The organism is Bacillus sp. USDA818B3_A (assembly GCF_009928415.1).
GTDB lineage: Bacteria > Bacillota > Bacilli > Bacillales > Cytobacillaceae > Neobacillus.
This window is the reverse complement of sequence record NZ_JAABNN010000002.1, coordinates 509459-526432: the sequence shown is the minus strand read 5'-3', so window position 1 is coordinate 526432 and position 16974 is coordinate 509459. Positions and strand designations below refer to the sequence as shown.

At 38.6% G+C, this 16974-nt stretch carries 16 protein-coding genes; 11 read left to right on the top strand and 5 right to left on the bottom strand.

Features of this window, described 5'->3' with window-relative positions:
* Positions 1-25: 25 nt before the first annotated feature.
* The 7 genes from GXK58_RS05545 (at position 26) to GXK58_RS05515 (ending at position 6626) form a co-directional block, all read left to right on the top strand.
* The gene (locus tag GXK58_RS05545) at positions 26-319 is read left to right on the top strand and encodes a putative quinol monooxygenase (protein WP_160720625.1); all 294 of its coding nucleotides are present in this window, start codon (positions 26-28) and stop codon (positions 317-319) included.
* Between the two features lie 32 nt (positions 320-351).
* Positions 352-1206: an SDR family NAD(P)-dependent oxidoreductase gene (locus GXK58_RS05540; RefSeq protein ID WP_202171294.1), complete on the top strand. Its 855-nt coding sequence runs from the start codon at positions 352-354 to the stop codon at positions 1204-1206.
* Between the two features lie 16 nt (positions 1207-1222).
* A complete protein-coding gene (locus GXK58_RS05535) occupies positions 1223-1903 on the top strand; it encodes an ATP-binding protein (RefSeq protein WP_160720623.1) in 681 nt (226 codons plus the stop codon).
* 341 nt (positions 1904-2244) lie between these two features.
* On the top strand, positions 2245-3066 hold the full coding sequence (locus tag GXK58_RS05530; protein WP_160720621.1) for a sugar phosphate isomerase/epimerase family protein: 822 nt from the start codon (positions 2245-2247) through the stop codon (positions 3064-3066).
* Positions 3067-3132: 66 nt separating this feature from the next.
* Positions 3133-4320, top strand: coding sequence for a Gfo/Idh/MocA family protein (locus GXK58_RS05525; RefSeq protein WP_160720619.1), 1188 nt, complete (start codon positions 3133-3135; stop codon positions 4318-4320).
* A gap of 147 nt (positions 4321-4467) precedes the next feature.
* The gene (locus GXK58_RS05520) at positions 4468-5451 is read left to right on the top strand and encodes an ROK family glucokinase (RefSeq protein WP_160720617.1); all 984 of its coding nucleotides are present in this window, start codon (positions 4468-4470) and stop codon (positions 5449-5451) included.
* A 62-nt stretch (positions 5452-5513) separates the two neighbouring features.
* Positions 5514-6626 carry an L-dopachrome tautomerase-related protein gene (locus GXK58_RS05515; RefSeq protein WP_202171293.1) on the top strand — a complete coding sequence of 371 codons (1113 nt, stop codon included), beginning with the start codon at positions 5514-5516 and terminating at the stop codon, positions 6624-6626.
* 55 nt (positions 6627-6681) lie between these two features.
* Here the strand turns inward: GXK58_RS05515 and GXK58_RS05510 are convergent, their stop codons facing one another.
* The 3 genes from GXK58_RS05510 to GXK58_RS05500 form a co-directional block, all read right to left on the bottom strand.
* Positions 6682-7170: a CBO0543 family protein gene (locus tag GXK58_RS05510; RefSeq protein ID WP_160720613.1), complete on the bottom strand. Its 489-nt coding sequence runs from the start codon at positions 7168-7170 to the stop codon at positions 6682-6684.
* A 247-nt stretch (positions 7171-7417) separates the two neighbouring features.
* Entirely contained in the window at positions 7418-8200 is a 783-nt protein-coding gene (locus GXK58_RS05505; RefSeq protein WP_160720611.1) for an SDR family NAD(P)-dependent oxidoreductase, read from the bottom strand.
* Between the two features lie 211 nt (positions 8201-8411).
* Positions 8412-9320 (bottom strand): LysR family transcriptional regulator, encoded by a 909-nt coding sequence (locus GXK58_RS05500; protein ID WP_160720609.1) that lies wholly within the window; start codon positions 9318-9320, stop codon positions 8412-8414.
* 211 nt (positions 9321-9531) lie between these two features.
* Here GXK58_RS05500 and GXK58_RS05495 point away from each other — a divergent pair, with 211 nt between their 5' ends.
* From GXK58_RS05495 to GXK58_RS05485, 3 genes are all read left to right on the top strand, one after another.
* On the top strand, positions 9532-10545 hold the full coding sequence (locus GXK58_RS05495) for a quercetin 2,3-dioxygenase (protein ID WP_160720889.1): 1014 nt from the start codon (positions 9532-9534) through the stop codon (positions 10543-10545).
* A 56-nt stretch (positions 10546-10601) separates the two neighbouring features.
* Positions 10602-11558 (top strand): alpha/beta hydrolase, encoded by a 957-nt coding sequence (locus tag GXK58_RS05490; protein WP_160720607.1) that lies wholly within the window; start codon positions 10602-10604, stop codon positions 11556-11558.
* Between the two features lie 193 nt (positions 11559-11751).
* Positions 11752-13089, top strand: a complete 1338-nt coding sequence (locus GXK58_RS05485) for a family 43 glycosylhydrolase (protein ID WP_160720605.1) — start codon at positions 11752-11754, stop codon at positions 13087-13089.
* 142 nt (positions 13090-13231) lie between these two features.
* On the opposite strand, the gene fsa is transcribed toward GXK58_RS05485, so the two are convergent.
* Complete coding sequence (gene fsa, locus GXK58_RS05480) at positions 13232-13894, bottom strand: fructose-6-phosphate aldolase (RefSeq protein ID WP_160720603.1); 663 nt, start codon at positions 13892-13894, stop codon at positions 13232-13234.
* Positions 13895-13917: 23 nt separating this feature from the next.
* Positions 13918-15906, bottom strand: a complete 1989-nt coding sequence (tkt, locus tag GXK58_RS05475; protein ID WP_160720601.1) for a transketolase — start codon at positions 15904-15906, stop codon at positions 13918-13920.
* Between the two features lie 241 nt (positions 15907-16147).
* Between tkt and GXK58_RS05470 the strand changes: the two genes are divergently transcribed.
* The gene (locus GXK58_RS05470; protein WP_160720599.1) at positions 16148-16897 is read left to right on the top strand and encodes a DeoR/GlpR family DNA-binding transcription regulator; all 750 of its coding nucleotides are present in this window, start codon (positions 16148-16150) and stop codon (positions 16895-16897) included.
* The last annotated feature ends 77 nt before the right edge of the window (positions 16898-16974 follow it).

The window sequence follows — 16974 nt, the reverse complement described above, 5'->3', positions numbered from 1 at the left end:
CCAATTAAATTAAGGGGGATGTACCATGATTATCATTCACGCAAACATAAAGGTGAAGGAGCCTTATCGGGAAATATTCTTGGAAGAGGCAAGACTTGTAACAAAATCGTCACAAGCGGAGTCTGGAAATATTAGTTACCAATATTATGAAAACCCAGAAGAGGTGAACAGCTTTATCTTTGTTGAGAAATGGAATGATGAAGAAGCGATTCAACTGCATGAGGAAACCCCACACTTTAAAAGATTCATAAAAGCTGTTGAACCTATTGTTGCTGAACCTATCCATGCAGAATTATTTGAGGCTTCAATAAAAAGATAATATTGAACAAACATAAGGTTTAACTTCGATCAATGTATCAGCTAAGGAAGCGTATCAGGTTAGTAAAGAAAGGTGTGGATGAAAAAATGAATCTGGAATTAAAAAATAAAACCGCACTTGTGACTGGCAGCAGTAAAGGTATTGGGAAAGCAATTGCCATGGCTTTTGCGGAAGAAGGTGCCAACGTTGTAATTTGTGCACGCGGCGCGGAAGCGTTAAATGAGGCGTCGGCTGAATTAGAGAAAACCGGCGGTAGTGTTCTTGCTATTCAAGCCGATCTAACGAAACAAGCAGACGTCGACAATCTTATTGCTTCTGCTATTGATCGTTTTAAAACCGTCGACATCCTCGTTAATAATGCGGGGATTGCTAGTGGATTTGATGATTTTGAATCATTAGATATAGACCAATGGCAGCATATTTTTGACGTCAATCTTTTTGGAACTGTACGTGTAACTAAAGCAACTATTCCTTTTATGAGAAGAACAGGATTTGGCCGCATTATTAACATTTCATCAGAATCCGGCATTCAACCAGACGCATTCATGCCTCATTACAATGCCTCTAAAGCAGCACTGATTAATTTTACAAAAAGCTTATCCAAGGCATATGCTGCAGAAGGAATACTTGTCAATACGGTATCGCCTGCGTTTATAATGACACCCATGCTTGAGGGCCTGTTGAAGGATAATGCCAAAAAGTTGAACATCAGTTATGATGAAGCAATCCAGCAATTCCTTAAGGAAAATCGTCCGCATGTTGAAGTGAAGCGGCCAGGGACGGTGGAAGAAGTTGCTTCAGCTGTTGTGTACCTTGCTTCAAACAAGGCTTCTTTTATAAACGGTGTCAACCTTCGAGTTGATGGTGGCTCCGTTGCAAGTCTGTAAGTTGGCAGCGTTAGAAATGGACAAACGTCAACATCTTGAAAAGCTGGCAGTTAGTATCGCTCATGAAATCCGTAACCCATTGACAACCATAAAAGGTTTTATTCAGTTGCTAAAGCCCGATTTGAAGGAAATCGGCAAGGAATATTATGCGGATGTGATGATAGAAGAAATTGATCGCGTTAATCAAATCATTAATGAATTTTTGAATGCAGGAAAGCCACAACATCCTTTGGCACAAAAAACATCCCTGAATAAACTGATCAAAGATATGGCCATGCTCTATGAAGGTGAAGCGATATTAAGGGATATTCGACTCTCTACTTCTACTGCCGATCATGACGTTGTACTGAATATCCCAACGAACCAATTAAAACAGGTAATCATGAATTTGATGAAGAATGCCATGGAAGCAATTGACGATCAGCATGAAAGAGAAATTAATTTATCTGCGTCTGTTCAAAATGAATTTGCTACAATCGTCATCGAGGATAATGGCTGTGGGATGTCAGAAGAAGCGAGGGAGATGTTATATATCCCTTTTTTCTCAACAAAAGAAAAGGGGACTGGAGTAGGTTTAAGTGTAAGTAAAGAAATTATTGAGCGATTAGGCGGATCCATACATGTGGATAGTTCGCAAGGAAAGGGAACTATATTTACAATTTCCTTTCCTCCTACGCTTATCGTGAACAAATTGTGACAATCGAAATTTAGTTGTTGCAAATTCAGGTGTAATCGATTACAATAATTCTTGTAAGCGATACAACATCTATTTCTTAGTCAGATGATAGTGAGGACTAGCGATAGATAGGATAAATCATTACTTTCTTATAGGAAACAGCATTTTCATCTTTAGATAAAAATGTAATGGATTACATTAATGTTTTTTTATTACTTAGTTTAAATATTAATATTATTAAGGTGGAGAGTAATAATATTAGCAAAAATGTAATCGATTACTAACTTTGAAGGTGAGTTTGCTTCGGTTTTTATAGGATGAAATATGGCACACTAAATTCCAAAAGATATGGAGGTAATCACATGAAATTAGGTTATCAAACAAATACTTGGGGCGGCGTAGTTGGTCATCCAGCGGGTGTTACTTCTGTTAAGGATTCTTACTACCTTGCTTACGGATCAACAGAAGAGGCATTAAAGGATATTTCCGAAGCTGGCTATGACGGCTTTGAAATCTTCGATGGAAACCTGATGCAATATAAAGATAAAAAAGAAGAATTTTTAAAATTAATGAATGACTATTCTTTATCTTTGGTTGGTGTATATACAGGCGGGAATTTTATTTTCCCTGATATTTTAGAAGAAGAATTAATAAAAATTGAAAGTGTAGCACAATTCGCGTCAGAAGCAGGTGCAATCCACCTGGTAATCGGCGGCGGAGCGGTGCGTGCAAACGGCATTCTTGAAAGCGATTATACGGCTCTTGGTAATGCACTTAATAAAGTAGTTGAAATTGCTGAAAAATATAATCTGATTGCAAGTTATCATCCGCATTTAGGTACGAACGTTCAGGCTCCTGAACAATTAGATAAACTAATGCCATTAACAAAGATTAACCTTTGCCCAGATACAGCTCACATTGAAGCTGGCGGTGGAGATCCGGTGGCTGTCATCAGAAAATATGTGGACCGCATCAAATATGTTCACTTCAAAGATTATGCCAATGGTGAGTTTTTACCATTAGGTGAAGGGCATCAAAAATTTGATGAAATGGTTAAAGCATTAGAAGAGGCAAACTATGATGGCTGGATTACAGTTGAGTTAGACAGCTACCCAGATCCAAAACAAGGGGCTAAAATCAGCCGCAGCTATTTAAATCAATTTGATAAAGTAAATCAAGCATAAACGTTTCATCCATTAAGAATATCAAACTTTTTAAAAATAAGAAGATAATTGTGGGAGGATACTAAGATGAAAAAATTAAACGTAGGTATGATCGGCGGAGGATTTATGGGTAAGGCGCATTCACTTGCATATGCAGGTATGCCAATGTTTTTCTGGCCTGCACCAGCAATTCCTCATCGTCACACAGTAGTTGACGTTAACGAAGGATTAGCTAAAGATGCGGCAGCGAGATTAGGCTTTGACAACTATGCTACCGATTGGAGAGAAGTTGTTAACAACCCAGAAATCGATGTCATCGACATTGTTACTCCAAACAATACTCATGCTGAAATCGCGATTGCAGCAGCAAAAGCAGGCAAGCATATTATTTGTGAAAAGCCCTTAGCATTAGGCGCTGAACAAGCGAAGGAAATGTTAGAAGCAGTAAAAGCTGCAGGTGTAAAACACGCCGTTGCTTTCAATTACAGAAGAACACCAGCTGTTGCTCTTGCGAAAAAATATATTGAAGAAGGAAGAATTGGTAAAGTTCTAAGCTTCCGTGGAACATACTTACAAGACTGGTCTGCGGATCCGAATTCTCCATTATCATGGCGCTTCCAAAAGAAAATTGCTGGATCAGGTGCTCTAGGTGATATCGGAACACACGTGGTTGATTATGCTCGTTACCTTGTAGGTGAAGTTACAGATGTAAATGCGATCACAAAAACGTGGATTCCTGAAAGACCAATTCAAACTGGCGGCATCGACAAGTTAGGTACAGTGAAAGCTGGAGGCGACGATGTGCCAAAAGCAGCTGTTGATGTAGACGATGAATTTATCACCATGGTCAAATTCGATAATGGTGCAATTGGAACGATCGAGGCAACTCGTAATGCACATGGCCGCAACAACTTCCTAACTTTTGAAATTCATGGTGAAAAAGGTTCTTTATACTTTAACTATGAGCGCCGTGACGAGCTTCAAGTTTGCTTTGCAGATGATCCAAGTGATGCAAAAGGCTTCAGAACTGTTTACACAGGACCAGCTACTCCTTACGGTGAAGGATTATGGCCAATTCCTGCTCTAGGTATTGGTTACGGCGAAACAAAGATCATTGAAACATATGATTTCTTTAAAGCAATAAGTGAGGGTACTGAATTCTCACCTAACTTCCATGATGGCTACCAGATTGAATTAATTGCAGATGCAATCCTTGAATCCGCTGAAAATGGACAATGGGTTAACCTTGAAAAAACAGCGGCAGCTGTAAAATAATGAGATAGGCAGAAGCGCCCATTAGTCACTGGGCGTTGGAGTTGGACAATTCTCAAACTTAACAAGAGGCTTCTCAATCGAGGAGCCTCTTTTGTAAACATGGCGCTTTTCAAAGTGGGAAAACTTAAAGGAAATGAGTGAATGGTTATGGAAGAAAGATGGTTAGTTGGTGTTGATGTAGGTGGGACCACGGTTAAAATGGCTTTTATCAGTTTGCAGGGTGACATCATATATAGCTGGGAGATCGATACTGATCTAAGTAATAAGGGCAAACACATACCTGCATCGATTGCAAGAGCGATTGATCAAAAGTTAGTAGAATTAAATCAAACAAAAAATCAATTAGTCGGAATCGGAATCGGTGCGCCGGGCCCTGTTAATTCGGATGATGGTTCTGTTGAAGTGGCGGTTAACCTAGGCTGGGAGCGATTCCTTTTACAAACCATTCTTGAGAGGGAAACCTCCCTGCCGGTTGTTGTGGACAATGATGCAAATATTGCTGCAATCGGTGAAATGTGGAAAGGTGCGGGTAAAGGGGCTAAAAACTTAATTTGTGTTACTTTAGGAACAGGTGTTGGTGGCGGAATTATCGTTAATGGCGAGATTGTACATGGGGTAAATGGAGCCGGTGGTGAAATAGGTCATATAACATCGGTACCTAGAGATGGTTCACCTTGTAATTGTGGGAAATCAGGATGTCTGGAAACGGTAGCATCCGCAACAGGAGTTGTCCGTTTGGCAATGGAGGGATTAGCTTCTACCAACAAGACTAGTATATTACGAAATTTTTATGATGGACAGGCTCTGACTGCCAAGCGTGTTTTTGACGCTGCAAACGAAGGGGATGAACTCGCAAACAGAGTCATAGGTGAGGTTGCCTACCATTTAGGATTGGCCCTTGCTAATTTAGCCAATGGCTTAAATCCTGAAAAAATCGTTATTGGAGGCGGAGTATCAAAAGCTGGTGATACATTGCTGAGACCTCTGAAAGAGGAATTTATTCGATTCGCTTTTCCGAGAGTTGCACATGGTGTCGAGATTGTTATTGCCACACTAGGCAATAACGCAGGGGTCATTGGAGGAGCTTGGCTGGCGAAAGAGAAGCTAATTAATAAGTTAGTACCACTTTAAAACTTATTAAGAAACATGCACTAGAAAAAATATAAATCATATATAGGAGATATCCCGTTTGAATGCCTGAGGAGGATATTTTGAAACCTATGTTACCAAGTGAAAAATATTTCGGTAAGTTAGAACTAGTTTATGCATTTTATGGGGCTATGCCTACAGGTGTTACTGTTTCAGAAACCGGTCGTATTTTTATTTGCTTTCCGAAATGGGGAGACGATGTTAAATTTACGGTGGCGGAAATTGTTGAGGATAAATTGCAGCCTTATCCTAATTTACAAACCAATTTGGTTAACCCCGAGAATATCACAATGACTTTCATCAGTGTCCAAAGTGTAGTTGCTGATGGAAGGGGAACGCTTTGGATATTAGATACAGCCGCACCCAATTTTTCTGAACCTATTAAAGGGGGGGCAAAATTAGTCGCTGTTGATTTAAAAACCAATACAATAAGAAAAGTATATACCTTTAAAGAAGATGTTGTCCTGCCTACAACTTATCTGAATGATGTCCGTTTTGATTTTCGTGTTGGAAAAGAAGGTTATGCCTATATAACGGATTCTTCTTCAAGAGGCCCAGGAGCTATTATCGTCGTAGATTTATCAAATGGAGACGCGTTTAGACGGTTAAATGGGGCACCTTCAACTTCACCCGACCCCTATTTTTTACCAAAAGTAGAAGGTCAAATTTTAATGAATCGAAACAAAGACGGTTCAACTTCTCCATTTAGATTGGCGTCTGATAGTCTTGCGATTTCTCCCGATGGAAAGATATTATTTTTTGCTCCACTAACCAGTCGTCATTTGTTCTCGATCTCAACAGAAGCCCTAAGAGACAGAATAATACAGGACATCGATTTACCTTATCATGTGGAGTATTGGGGAGAAAAAGGTGCGTCTGATGGAATGATCACCGATGCAAAGGGAACTGTTTATGCTGGAGATTATGAAAACAACAGTATCCGTAAGATATTGCCAAATGGCATAATGGAAACTATCGCACATGATCCGAGAATTTTGTGGCCGGATACTTTTTCAATTGGTCCGGATCAATATTTGTATGTCATTGTGAACCAATTACATCGACAGCCTAGATATCATTATGGAAAAGACTTACGACAGAAACCTTATAGTTTACTTCGTATCAAAATTGATCAATTTCCTGCTCCGACCTTTTAAAAGAAAACATTCCTAATATCTTTTTGATTCTTATAGGAGATTAAAGAATGTCCATCTAAGATAACTCGTATTTATTATTGAAGATACGTCTTATAACAGACATTGTAAATCTAACCAATAAAAAGGAAATAGAGAGAGAACAAAAAGTGATTTTCCAATTCCATCCTTTTTTATATTTAACAAGCTGTGTATTTTTTTCTAGCCATAGCTCAGCAATTGTCATCGGTACACTGAAATACAGAACTTTTATAAGGCACTGAATAATGCGAGAATCTTTAGTTAGTTGATTATAAAAGACACAAGTAATTGGGAAAAGTATGTAATCAAACAACACGTTTGTTTTAACTTGTTTTGGAAATCGGGTGGGATATTGAACATAGCCTTTATTTACAACCAGATTATCGACAAGTGATGCATAATAACTTTTTATAAAGAAAACAAGGAGCCAGTCCTTTGCAAGTGGTTTTTTAATTAAATATATAAAAGAACTAATACCGAATAAATAAAGGAATTTTATAAGGTTTTTTTCGAATTTTTTACCCAATGTCTAGCACCTCCATAATGATAGGTTATCTCTGATGCAGGAGGTTATACTATGGACATTCAAAAATTAGATAAGTAAACAGTGAATTAATAAGGCTCTATTTTCATATAAAATGGTGTCCTTATTGTGAACTGAACCCGGTTTGATGTTGGCTCCTTCTAAAACTTTTTGAATCCACGAAAAAACGCAATAATAAGTCTCTTTCTCTATTCATTCATATTGCCAAGGAAGAAGTCTCTTCACTCATTTATTTGGTTCGATTTTTTAACCAGCTGTCAAATTCGGTTGCGACTAGGCGTTCACCTGTTAATCCTTCAGATTGCTCGGAGGCAAGATAAACGATAGGTTTTGCCATGATTTCCGGCTTCAGAAGCTGAGAGTTTCCTTCAAGTTCCTTCCTCACTTCATCAGGTATCATTCCGGTTACGGTGGCCCCGCCAGGAAGAAGCATATTTACAGTCACTCCAAGTTCACGCAGGTCTTCAGCCATGATAAATGACAGGGACTCGGTTGCGGCACGAGAAGGGCCGTATGGGACAAATCCTTTTCGTTTCATGGTTTCATAATTCATCGATATATTGATGATTTTTCCTCTTCCCTGCTCGACCATCAGAGGAGCGAATCCCCGGGAGGTTAGGAAATAACCGGTCACATTTGTATCGATTAAATTTCGAAACCCTTCAGGAGAGACCTGATAGAAAGGCTGTGGTTCTGTAAGGAATTTTGAGTTTACAGTCCTCATGCCAATCCCGGCATTGTTCACGAGGACATCGATCTTACCCCATTCTGTTTTTACCCAGTTGACTGCATCTTGTACCGATTCCTCTGACCTGACATCCAATGGAAGTTCAAAAACATTTGAATATCCCTTATCTTGAAGGTTTTTTATAGCTTCCGTCATTTTTGCTCCCGGACGGGATGCCACCGCAACCGTTGCTCCTTCATCAAGAAGTGCTTCTACCATTGCATATCCTAAACCGCTTGATCCTCCTGTAACAACGGCATGTACGCCAGTCAATACTTTTGCCATTTTTCCACCTCATTTGGCTTAAATTTAAATCTCCGAAAGGATTATAATAGTATGTACAGTTTTTTACATCATTTCCCCTGCAGTTAAAAATTTTATGTGCATAGCAATTGAAACATAATTAATACAGCTGAATGTAACTGCTTTAAATAACTGGACCTCTGAATTGGATAATAATAAGTAAATCCACGCCTTTTTGATAGCGTGGATTTTTTTAGGTAAAGATTAGTCCAACTTCTTGGTTGTTCATAAACGATTCAAATTCCTTTGTAAATAAAGAAATAAATGGATTACAGTTATTTCGATTCCAAGCAATAATAAAGTCAATTTCATCAATTTTTTCTTCCAATTCAATAAAACGAAGAGTGGAAGGAGGATTCGAAATGGCTTTTGGAAGTATAGAAATACCAATGCCAGCTTCAATCATAAGCAATACCGTTTCAAAATGAGAACCTTCTCTGACAATGTTTGGGGATAGTCCCTGCTTTTTAAAAAGTTCTGATATATGTTGGAAACCATCAGGAGATATTTCGTGATTCATCACAATAATAGGTTCAGATGCAATCGAAGAGAAACTAAGTTTTTTGAAATCGGCAAGAGGATGTTCACTGTGCAGTACTACATTAAAAGGTATATTGGCTATTTTTTTAGATATGATTTCGGGAAATTTTTCAATCGATAATGATAGTGTAAAACCAATATCGATTTCTCCTATTTTTAAAGAGGAATTTAATGTATCTCTAGTATATTGAATTAATTCAATATTTACATCTGGATATTTCTTCGTAAATTGACTAATAAGTTTTGGTAAAAAGATTTTTTCAAGTCCTAAATACCCAATTTTAAGATTCCCGGACAGTCCATTTCCGGCAAGCCTTGCATTACTGATCGCTTCTTCATAACTGGCGATAACGCTTTTGGCATCTTTTAATAATTGGGTTCCAGCATTCGTTAATTGAACCGTTCGTCTATTTCTAATAAACAATTGAACTCCTGTTTGTTCCTCTAGATTAGAAATTTGCTTGCTAATCGCTGATTGAGCGACAAAATGTTCCATTGCTGCCTCAGTAAAACTCAATCGTTCCGCGACGGAGACGAAGTATCGTAATTGTTTAAGATCCATAGGCAATTTCTCCTCTCTAGTTGAATATGTAAATGCAGGCTAATTACCTATATGAAAAAAAGGTATAACTGTGAACGATTAGTTATATTTCTCACCTTTGCTATTCTACCATATACTATGTGTTGAAGTTAGCGGTACCGACTAGGTAACTTATCAATTAACTAGATTAAAAAGGTAGAAACAGAGGAGGATTACAGTGAGTCACTTGTTTATGAATAACCTGCCAGATCACAAGATACCGTATTTATTAAGAAATGGGGAAGGGGAACGGTATCTATTTGGCAGACAGTTAGCTACTATTATTGCAAATGGAAATAGTACGGAAAATTTAGTAGAAATGGTCATTCTTTCAGGAGGGAAGGGAGACTCATTCCCATCGCATAAACATTTACATAGTCATGAAGGAATTTACATACTTCATGGGCGGCTTGAACTTGTGATTGCAAATAAGAAATATTTACTGACGGAAGGAAACTATGCTTTTATTCCTGCTGGTACGGAACACAGCTATCAAATGCTCAGCCATCGCACTCAGGTTTTATCCTTTACTTCAAAAGGAGCGGTGTCACAACTTTATTCCGTTATTGGTGAGCCTTACGACAAGTTTGTTCACCCTCCAAAAGCCGTGAATGAACTATCCATTGAAAAATATGAGAAAGCATCACTCGCTGCAGATGTAGAGTTTTTCTTTGATCATCAAGTTGTTAGTACACCACAACTTGTAACAGATGGGGAAGTACCTGAAGAGGCTGCGCCATATGTCCTTGAAACGGGAGAAGGCATTCGTTTGGTTACGGGAGATCAACTTCATACCTTGATGACCACTCAAGCCAATTCTAATGGTGAATTTATTTTTGTTGTTTCAGAAGGTCCGAAAGGTGAAGCGATTCCTGAACACTATCATGAAGAGCATACGGAATTTTTCTTCTGTATTGAAGGGCAAGTTACGTTGTGGGCAAATGGAGAAGAAGTCGTTCTACACCCTGGTGATATACTTCACGTGCCTGCTAACACGGTTCATTCTTATCGAATGGATTCTCATTACACAAAAATGGTGGGTATCCTCGCCACTGGTCTATTCGAGCCATTTTTCCGTACTCTTGGCGATGTGTATGATGATTATATTTTCCCGAGCGAGCCGGCTCCACTCCGTTTTGATCGAGTAATGCAAAATTTAGATATTCTTGACCTGAAAGTACTTGGTGGTCGTCCAGTAAAAGATTAATAGGAACAAGAAGACAATCACAAGTTAGAGATTGCATCTATTAAGGAGGACTTTCGTTGGAAAAGTTAGTCAATTATTCTGTAGAAATCATATCCGATCTTATTTACGCGGAGATAAATGGAAGACAGCTATTAGCAGATTTATATTTACCCAAGGTGAAAAATGAGCCTCTTCCAGTGATTATTTGGCTGCATGGCGGGGGATGGCGCTTTGGTGATCGAAAATTAGGTCCTGATTTCACGCGATTTTTTGCAAGTAAGGGCTTTGCAATGGTAAGCATTGATTACCGGTTAAGTGATGAGGAAATCTTTCCAGCGCCAATTCATGATGTAAAAACAGCGGTTAGATGGGTTAAAGCGATCGCAGAAGAATATGGTTTAGACCGCAATAAAATAGGCATTTGGGGCTCATCGGCAGGAGGCCATCTTGCTGCACTTGCCGCAACAACTGAACCTAACCAATTTATCGGAGAAAATCCTCTCTATCCTGAGATGACAAGTGAGGTTCAAGCTGTGGTAATTGGCTATGGTCCAGTTGATTTTCTCCTAATCGATGAACAACGGGAATTAGATGGAATAATCGAAGGAGATCCTGAATCAGTCCAAATTCCAAAAGATAAAAAGACTTCTGACCCTGATTCATTTGAATCGTTGTTTTTAGGAGCACCCATACTGACATGTCTTGAACGTGTGAAGGAAGCAAATCCATTAACGTATGTAAAATCAGGGCTTCCACCGTTTCTAATTATGCATGGGTTAAGTGACGTAGCTGTTCCAGCACATCAAAGTAAGTTATTGTATCAGGAATTAGCTGATAGAGAGAATCGTGTATCTCTTTATCTTATTAATGGGCTCGGCCATGGGTTTCTGAATCGTACAAATTTAGATGAAAATGGTCCAAGGGCAGCAACATCTTTTGCTTCAAAGAATGGGGCAGAGGAGATTGATGAAGACAGGACTATATTCATTTTTGATAAAATCGAGGAGTTTTTTCGAAAACAACTTTCATATTAAAATATAGTTTAAATTTTAACTAATTATAGAAGGGCCATCATTGGCTCTTTTTTTTGGTTTGAAATGGATAGTTTTTTGTCTGATATCGCCATAGTGATTAGGGAAATACTCATATAAACTAAAGTTATAAACGTTTTCATTCAGCAACAGATACAAAGATGTATTTTTAATCAATTTTTTGGAGAGTGAAATAATGAAAGAATATAAAGATTGCCGAAATCCAGTTTTCCCGACAAATCTGCACATTCCTGATCCAGAAGCACATGTAATGCCAGATGGCAGAGTGTATGTCTACGGTTCTTGGGATCAGGAAAAAAATATTTATTGCAGTAAGGAATATCGAGTTTTTTCTTCAGAGAATATGATTGATTGGGTAGACCATGGGAAATCATTTGATGCAAGTCTAGTTCCATGGGTCTATGATGAAACCGCCCCTAAATATCCTGGAGTTGATTGGTCAAAACCAACTCCATTCTTGAAAAAAATGATTGAAAAAGATACCAAGGACGGAAAGTTGGAGATTCCTAAATCCCCGAAGGATATGTTGTTTGCACCAGATGCCATTCATAAGAATGGAAAATATTATTTGTATTTTTGTATGGCAGATTCAAGCGAAGGGGTTGCCGTTGCGGATAAGCCAGAGGGGCCATTTAGTGATTCAATCCAATTACCATGTGGAGGAATCGATCCTGCCATATTTATTGATGATGATGGACAGGCCTACTATTACTGGGGACAGTTCTTTGCCCATTGTGCCAAATTGAAAGACAACATGGTAGAGTTTGAAGAAGGCTCGATTGTAAATAATCTTGTAACCGAAGAAGAACATTATTTTCATGAAGGCAGTTCTCTTCGCAAACGCGGTGATACCTACTATTTTGTGTATTCCAGTATGGTCCGCGGAAAACCAACATCCTTAGCCTATGCAACTAGCAAATCACCACTGGGACCATTCAAGTATCAAGGGGTCATTGTTGATAATGATGGATGTGATCCACAGAGTTGGAATAATCATGGCTCGATTGAGGAAGTAAACGGGCAGTGGTATGTCTTCTATCATCGCAGTTCTCAGAACAGGCAGCAAAAACGCCGACTTTGTATTGAACCGATTTTCTTAAACGAGGATGGTACCATCCAAGAAGTATTGATGACATCCCAAGGTGCAGGAAGGCCATTCGGGATCAATGAAAAAATAGAAGCTTATCGGGCCTGTCAGTTATCAGGCTGTGTTTACATTGCACCATCTAAAAATGGGGATGAGGTTTTAATCAATATTAGTAATGAAGATGAAGCGGTTTTTCGATATGTTGAATGGGAAAAGGAAGTAAAAGATATTTCAATTGAAGGAACAGGGAGTGGTGAAATCTTTATATTTCTGGATAACGATGAGGATGCTTCCGGTAGTATTACTTTAAAAGAAGGTCAAATGGTTTCTTCTTCTTTTAATGGGCATTCTGGTAAACATGAAATTAGATTGCAATTTAGTAAGGTTAATAATTTGGAAGTTCATGCATTATGTTTTAGAGGATAATAGAAAAATATCGTTGGGATTGTACCACTTATATAGAGAATAGAATTGGAAGAACGAATACATTAATAAGAAATGTCGGCTTAGAATCAAAAACCACGACAGGGATGAATTTCTCTTGTCGTGGTTTTTATTTAATTTAGTTTTAAAGAGTATTCTCCCAATCAGCAGCAAATTTTTCCATTCCTTGATTAGTAAGGGGATGTTTAGAAATTTGGTCAATGACTGAAAATGGAATGGTTGCAATATGTGCACCTGCCATTGCTACACGAGTTACATGATCTGGATGACGAACCGATGCTGCAATAATTTGAGTGTCGAATTGATGAATGCGGAACAATTCAGCTACTTTTGCTACTAATTGGACACCGTCTTCTGAAATATCATCTAATCGGCCTAAAAATGGAGATACATACGTTGCACCGGCACGAGCTGCTAATAGTGCTTGGTTTACTGTAAAGATAAGTGTGACATTTGTTTTAACGCCTTTATCAGCAAGATAACGGCAAGCCTCTAAACCTTCTAAAGTCATCGGAAGCTTGATTGTAATTTTCTCATCTCCGCCGTTAATTTTAATAAGCTCCTCAGCTTGAGCAATCATTTCGTCAGCTGTAACGGCATCTGGAGTTACTTCAGCGGAAACAGATTCTACCTGTGGAACTGCCTGACAGATTTCTTCAATCCGGTCTTCGAATTTTACACCTTCTTTTGCAACTAGGGAAGGGTTGGTTGTCACACCAGATAAAACGCCGATTTTATAAGCCTTTTTAATATCAACAAGATTAGCAGTATCAATAAATAATTTCATCGTATATTTCCTCCATTTTAAGATTATAGTAGACTTTTAGCCGTACGAACCACATTTTCCGTTGTAAATCCAAATAGCTCCATAACAGCAGCGCCCGTTCCTGAAGCACCAAATGTTTCGATGGATAATACTTTGCCTTCTAATCCTACATAGCGTTCCCATCCAAGAGAGATACCCATTTCGAGTGCCACACGCTTTTTAATGGAAGCAGGGAGGACCAGCTCTTTATACTCTTTCGGTTGGCGGTCGAACAATTCCCAGCTTGGCATAGCGACAACACGAACGGATACATTTTCCTTTTCGAGTTCAGCTTTTGCGTTAACGGCTAATGAAACCTCCGAACCGGTAGCGATCAAGATAACCTCTGGCTGGTCATTTGTTTGCGTTAATACGTAAGCACCCTTTGAAAGGTTGTCTAAATTGGCTTGTGTTTCTTGGAACACAGGCAGGTTTTGACGGCTCAGCACCATCGCAACAGGCCCGTCTGTTTGTTTTAAAGTATAAGCCCAAGCGCTTGCCGTTTCATTTGCATCTGATGGGCGAATAACGGTTAGCCCTGGGATGGCACGAAGAGAAGCTAACTGCTCAACTGGTTCATGAGTTGGTCCATCTTCACCAACCGCAATCGAATCATGCGTAAATACATAGGTGACCGGAAGCTTTTGTATGGCTGCCAGACGAATGGATGGTCTGAGATAATCATTGAAAACAAAGAATGTACTTACAAAAGGCTTTACCCCGCCATGAAGAGCCAAACCATTGCCAGCTGCTCCCATTGCGTGTTCCCGGACACCAAAATAGATATTCCGTCCGCTAAATGATTCTACCGCGAATGCTTTTTCTTCCTTAATATCTGTCATTGTGGAATGAGAAAGATCCGCACTTCCACCAAAGATAGAAGGAACTGATTTGACAAAATGGTTAATAGCTTCTCCGCTGGCTACACGAGTTGAGATTGTTTTGCCTGTATCAAATGTGAGGATGTCTTCCGCATTAATTAAAACCTCTCCCGTGATAGCATTTTCCAGTTCTTTAGCTAATTCAGGGTATGCCTCTTGATAAGACTGGAATAATACCTTCCATTGTTGTTCTTGATTAATTCCTCTTTGTTTTAGCTCTTCAAAATGGGCTTTAACTTCTTCTGGTACAAAGAAATCCTCTTCATAGTGCCAGCCATATACTTGTTTTGTTGCACGAGCTTCTTCTGCACCAAGGGGATTTCCATGTGCTTTGTTTGTTCCTGCAACTTTAGGACTTCCATAGCCGATAGTGGTTCTAATTTCGATCAAGGTTGGCTGGTTTGTATTTTGTTTTGCTAAGTAAATCGCTTTTGAGATTTCTGCTACATCATTGCCATCTTCTACTCGTAAATATTGCCAATTAGCAGATTCTGTTCTTTTTTGAATGTCTTCTGAAAAGGAAAGGTTTAATTCACCGTCCAAAGAAATATCATTGGAGTCATATAATGCAATTAATTTTCCTAGTTTCATATGGCCAGCCATAGACATGGCCTCATAAGAGACGCCTTCCATTAAATCTCCATCGCCAACTAAAGCATATGTATAATGGTCAATTACAGGGTATCCATCCTGATTGAATTTTCCAGCTAAATGCGCTTCAGCCATCGCCATTCCTACTGCATTTGCAATCCCTTGTCCTAAAGGCCCAGTTGTCGCTTCAACACCTTCTGTGTGACCAAATTCCGGATGACCAGGTGTTTTGCTATTAAGCTTTCTAAAACCTTTTAAATCTTCTAAAGAAACATTGTACCCAGCTAAATGAAGCAAACTATACAATAAGCTAGATCCGTGTCCGGCAGAAAGAATAAATCGATCACGATTAAACCATTTTGCATTTGCAGAATTATGATTTAGATGATTCGCCCAGAGGGCATATGCCATTGGAGCAGCTCCCATAGGTAAGCCTGGATGACCGGAATTTGCACTATTGATCGCGTCAATGGATAAGGTTCGAATGGTATTTACAGCTAGTGTTTCAATATTATTATTCATCTTTGTTTCCTCCTTTAATTTCGTGTGATTTTTAAAGTAGTACTTAATGTAAGGATAAGGTAACGTTTTTCTTGTTTTTGCACCTTTGTGCTAGTTTTTTCGTATTTGAGAATATTTTATCCTTATAAATAAGAAAAAACAAGAAAAAATTTGCCGTTTTTTAAAAAAAAATTGGTGAATTCAAGAAAAAATTATATAATGTAAGAAAAAACATGCAAAAACATGGAGGCTGGTCACTATTATGCTTAGAAAAGAACGACAAAGCGAAATTTTACAGATACTTGAAAAAGAAGGGAAAGTCGTTGCGAAAGAACTAAGCATAAAATGGGATGTTTCCGAGGACACCATTAGGCGGGATTTAAGAGAAATGGATTCACTAGGTCTTCTCAAAAGAGTACACGGCGGGGCATTTCCTGTATCTGCGAGCGCTTTAACCTATTCTGAAAGAACGGAAGAAAATATAGATGCGAAAAAAGAGTTAGCCTTAAAAGCGGTGAAGATGATTAAAGATGGACAAGTTCTTTTAATAGATGGGAGTACAACCAATCTTTTTCTGGCTCAAGAAATTCCAATGGAGTTTAAAGGGACCATTATTACGAATAGTCCCTCTATTAGTTTGGCATTATCAAAACATCCCAATACAGATATCATCCTTTTGGGTGGAACCTTTTTTAAGGAATCTTTTGTCACTGTCGGATTAGATGTCATTGAAGTGCTTAAAAATATTAGAGTCGATCTCTGTTTTTTAGGAGTGTATTCCTTGCACCCTGACTTTGGTATCAGCATTCCTCATATAGAAGAGTCTCATGTTAAACGTCAGATGATTAAAAGTTCAAATAAAATCGCAACCCTGGTAACAAGAAGTAAACTTAATACAATTTCTAATTACTTGGTTGGTCCTGTTTCAGAACTAGATTACTTAATTACGGAGGATGGTCCTCAAAGTCATAATTTAAACCAGTATATGGAATTGGGTATCGAAATTATTTAACTATAGTAGTTGAAGTAATGTAGATAGTCAAAAGTGAATGTAAAGGTAAATCCACGCTCATTTATATGCGTGGATTT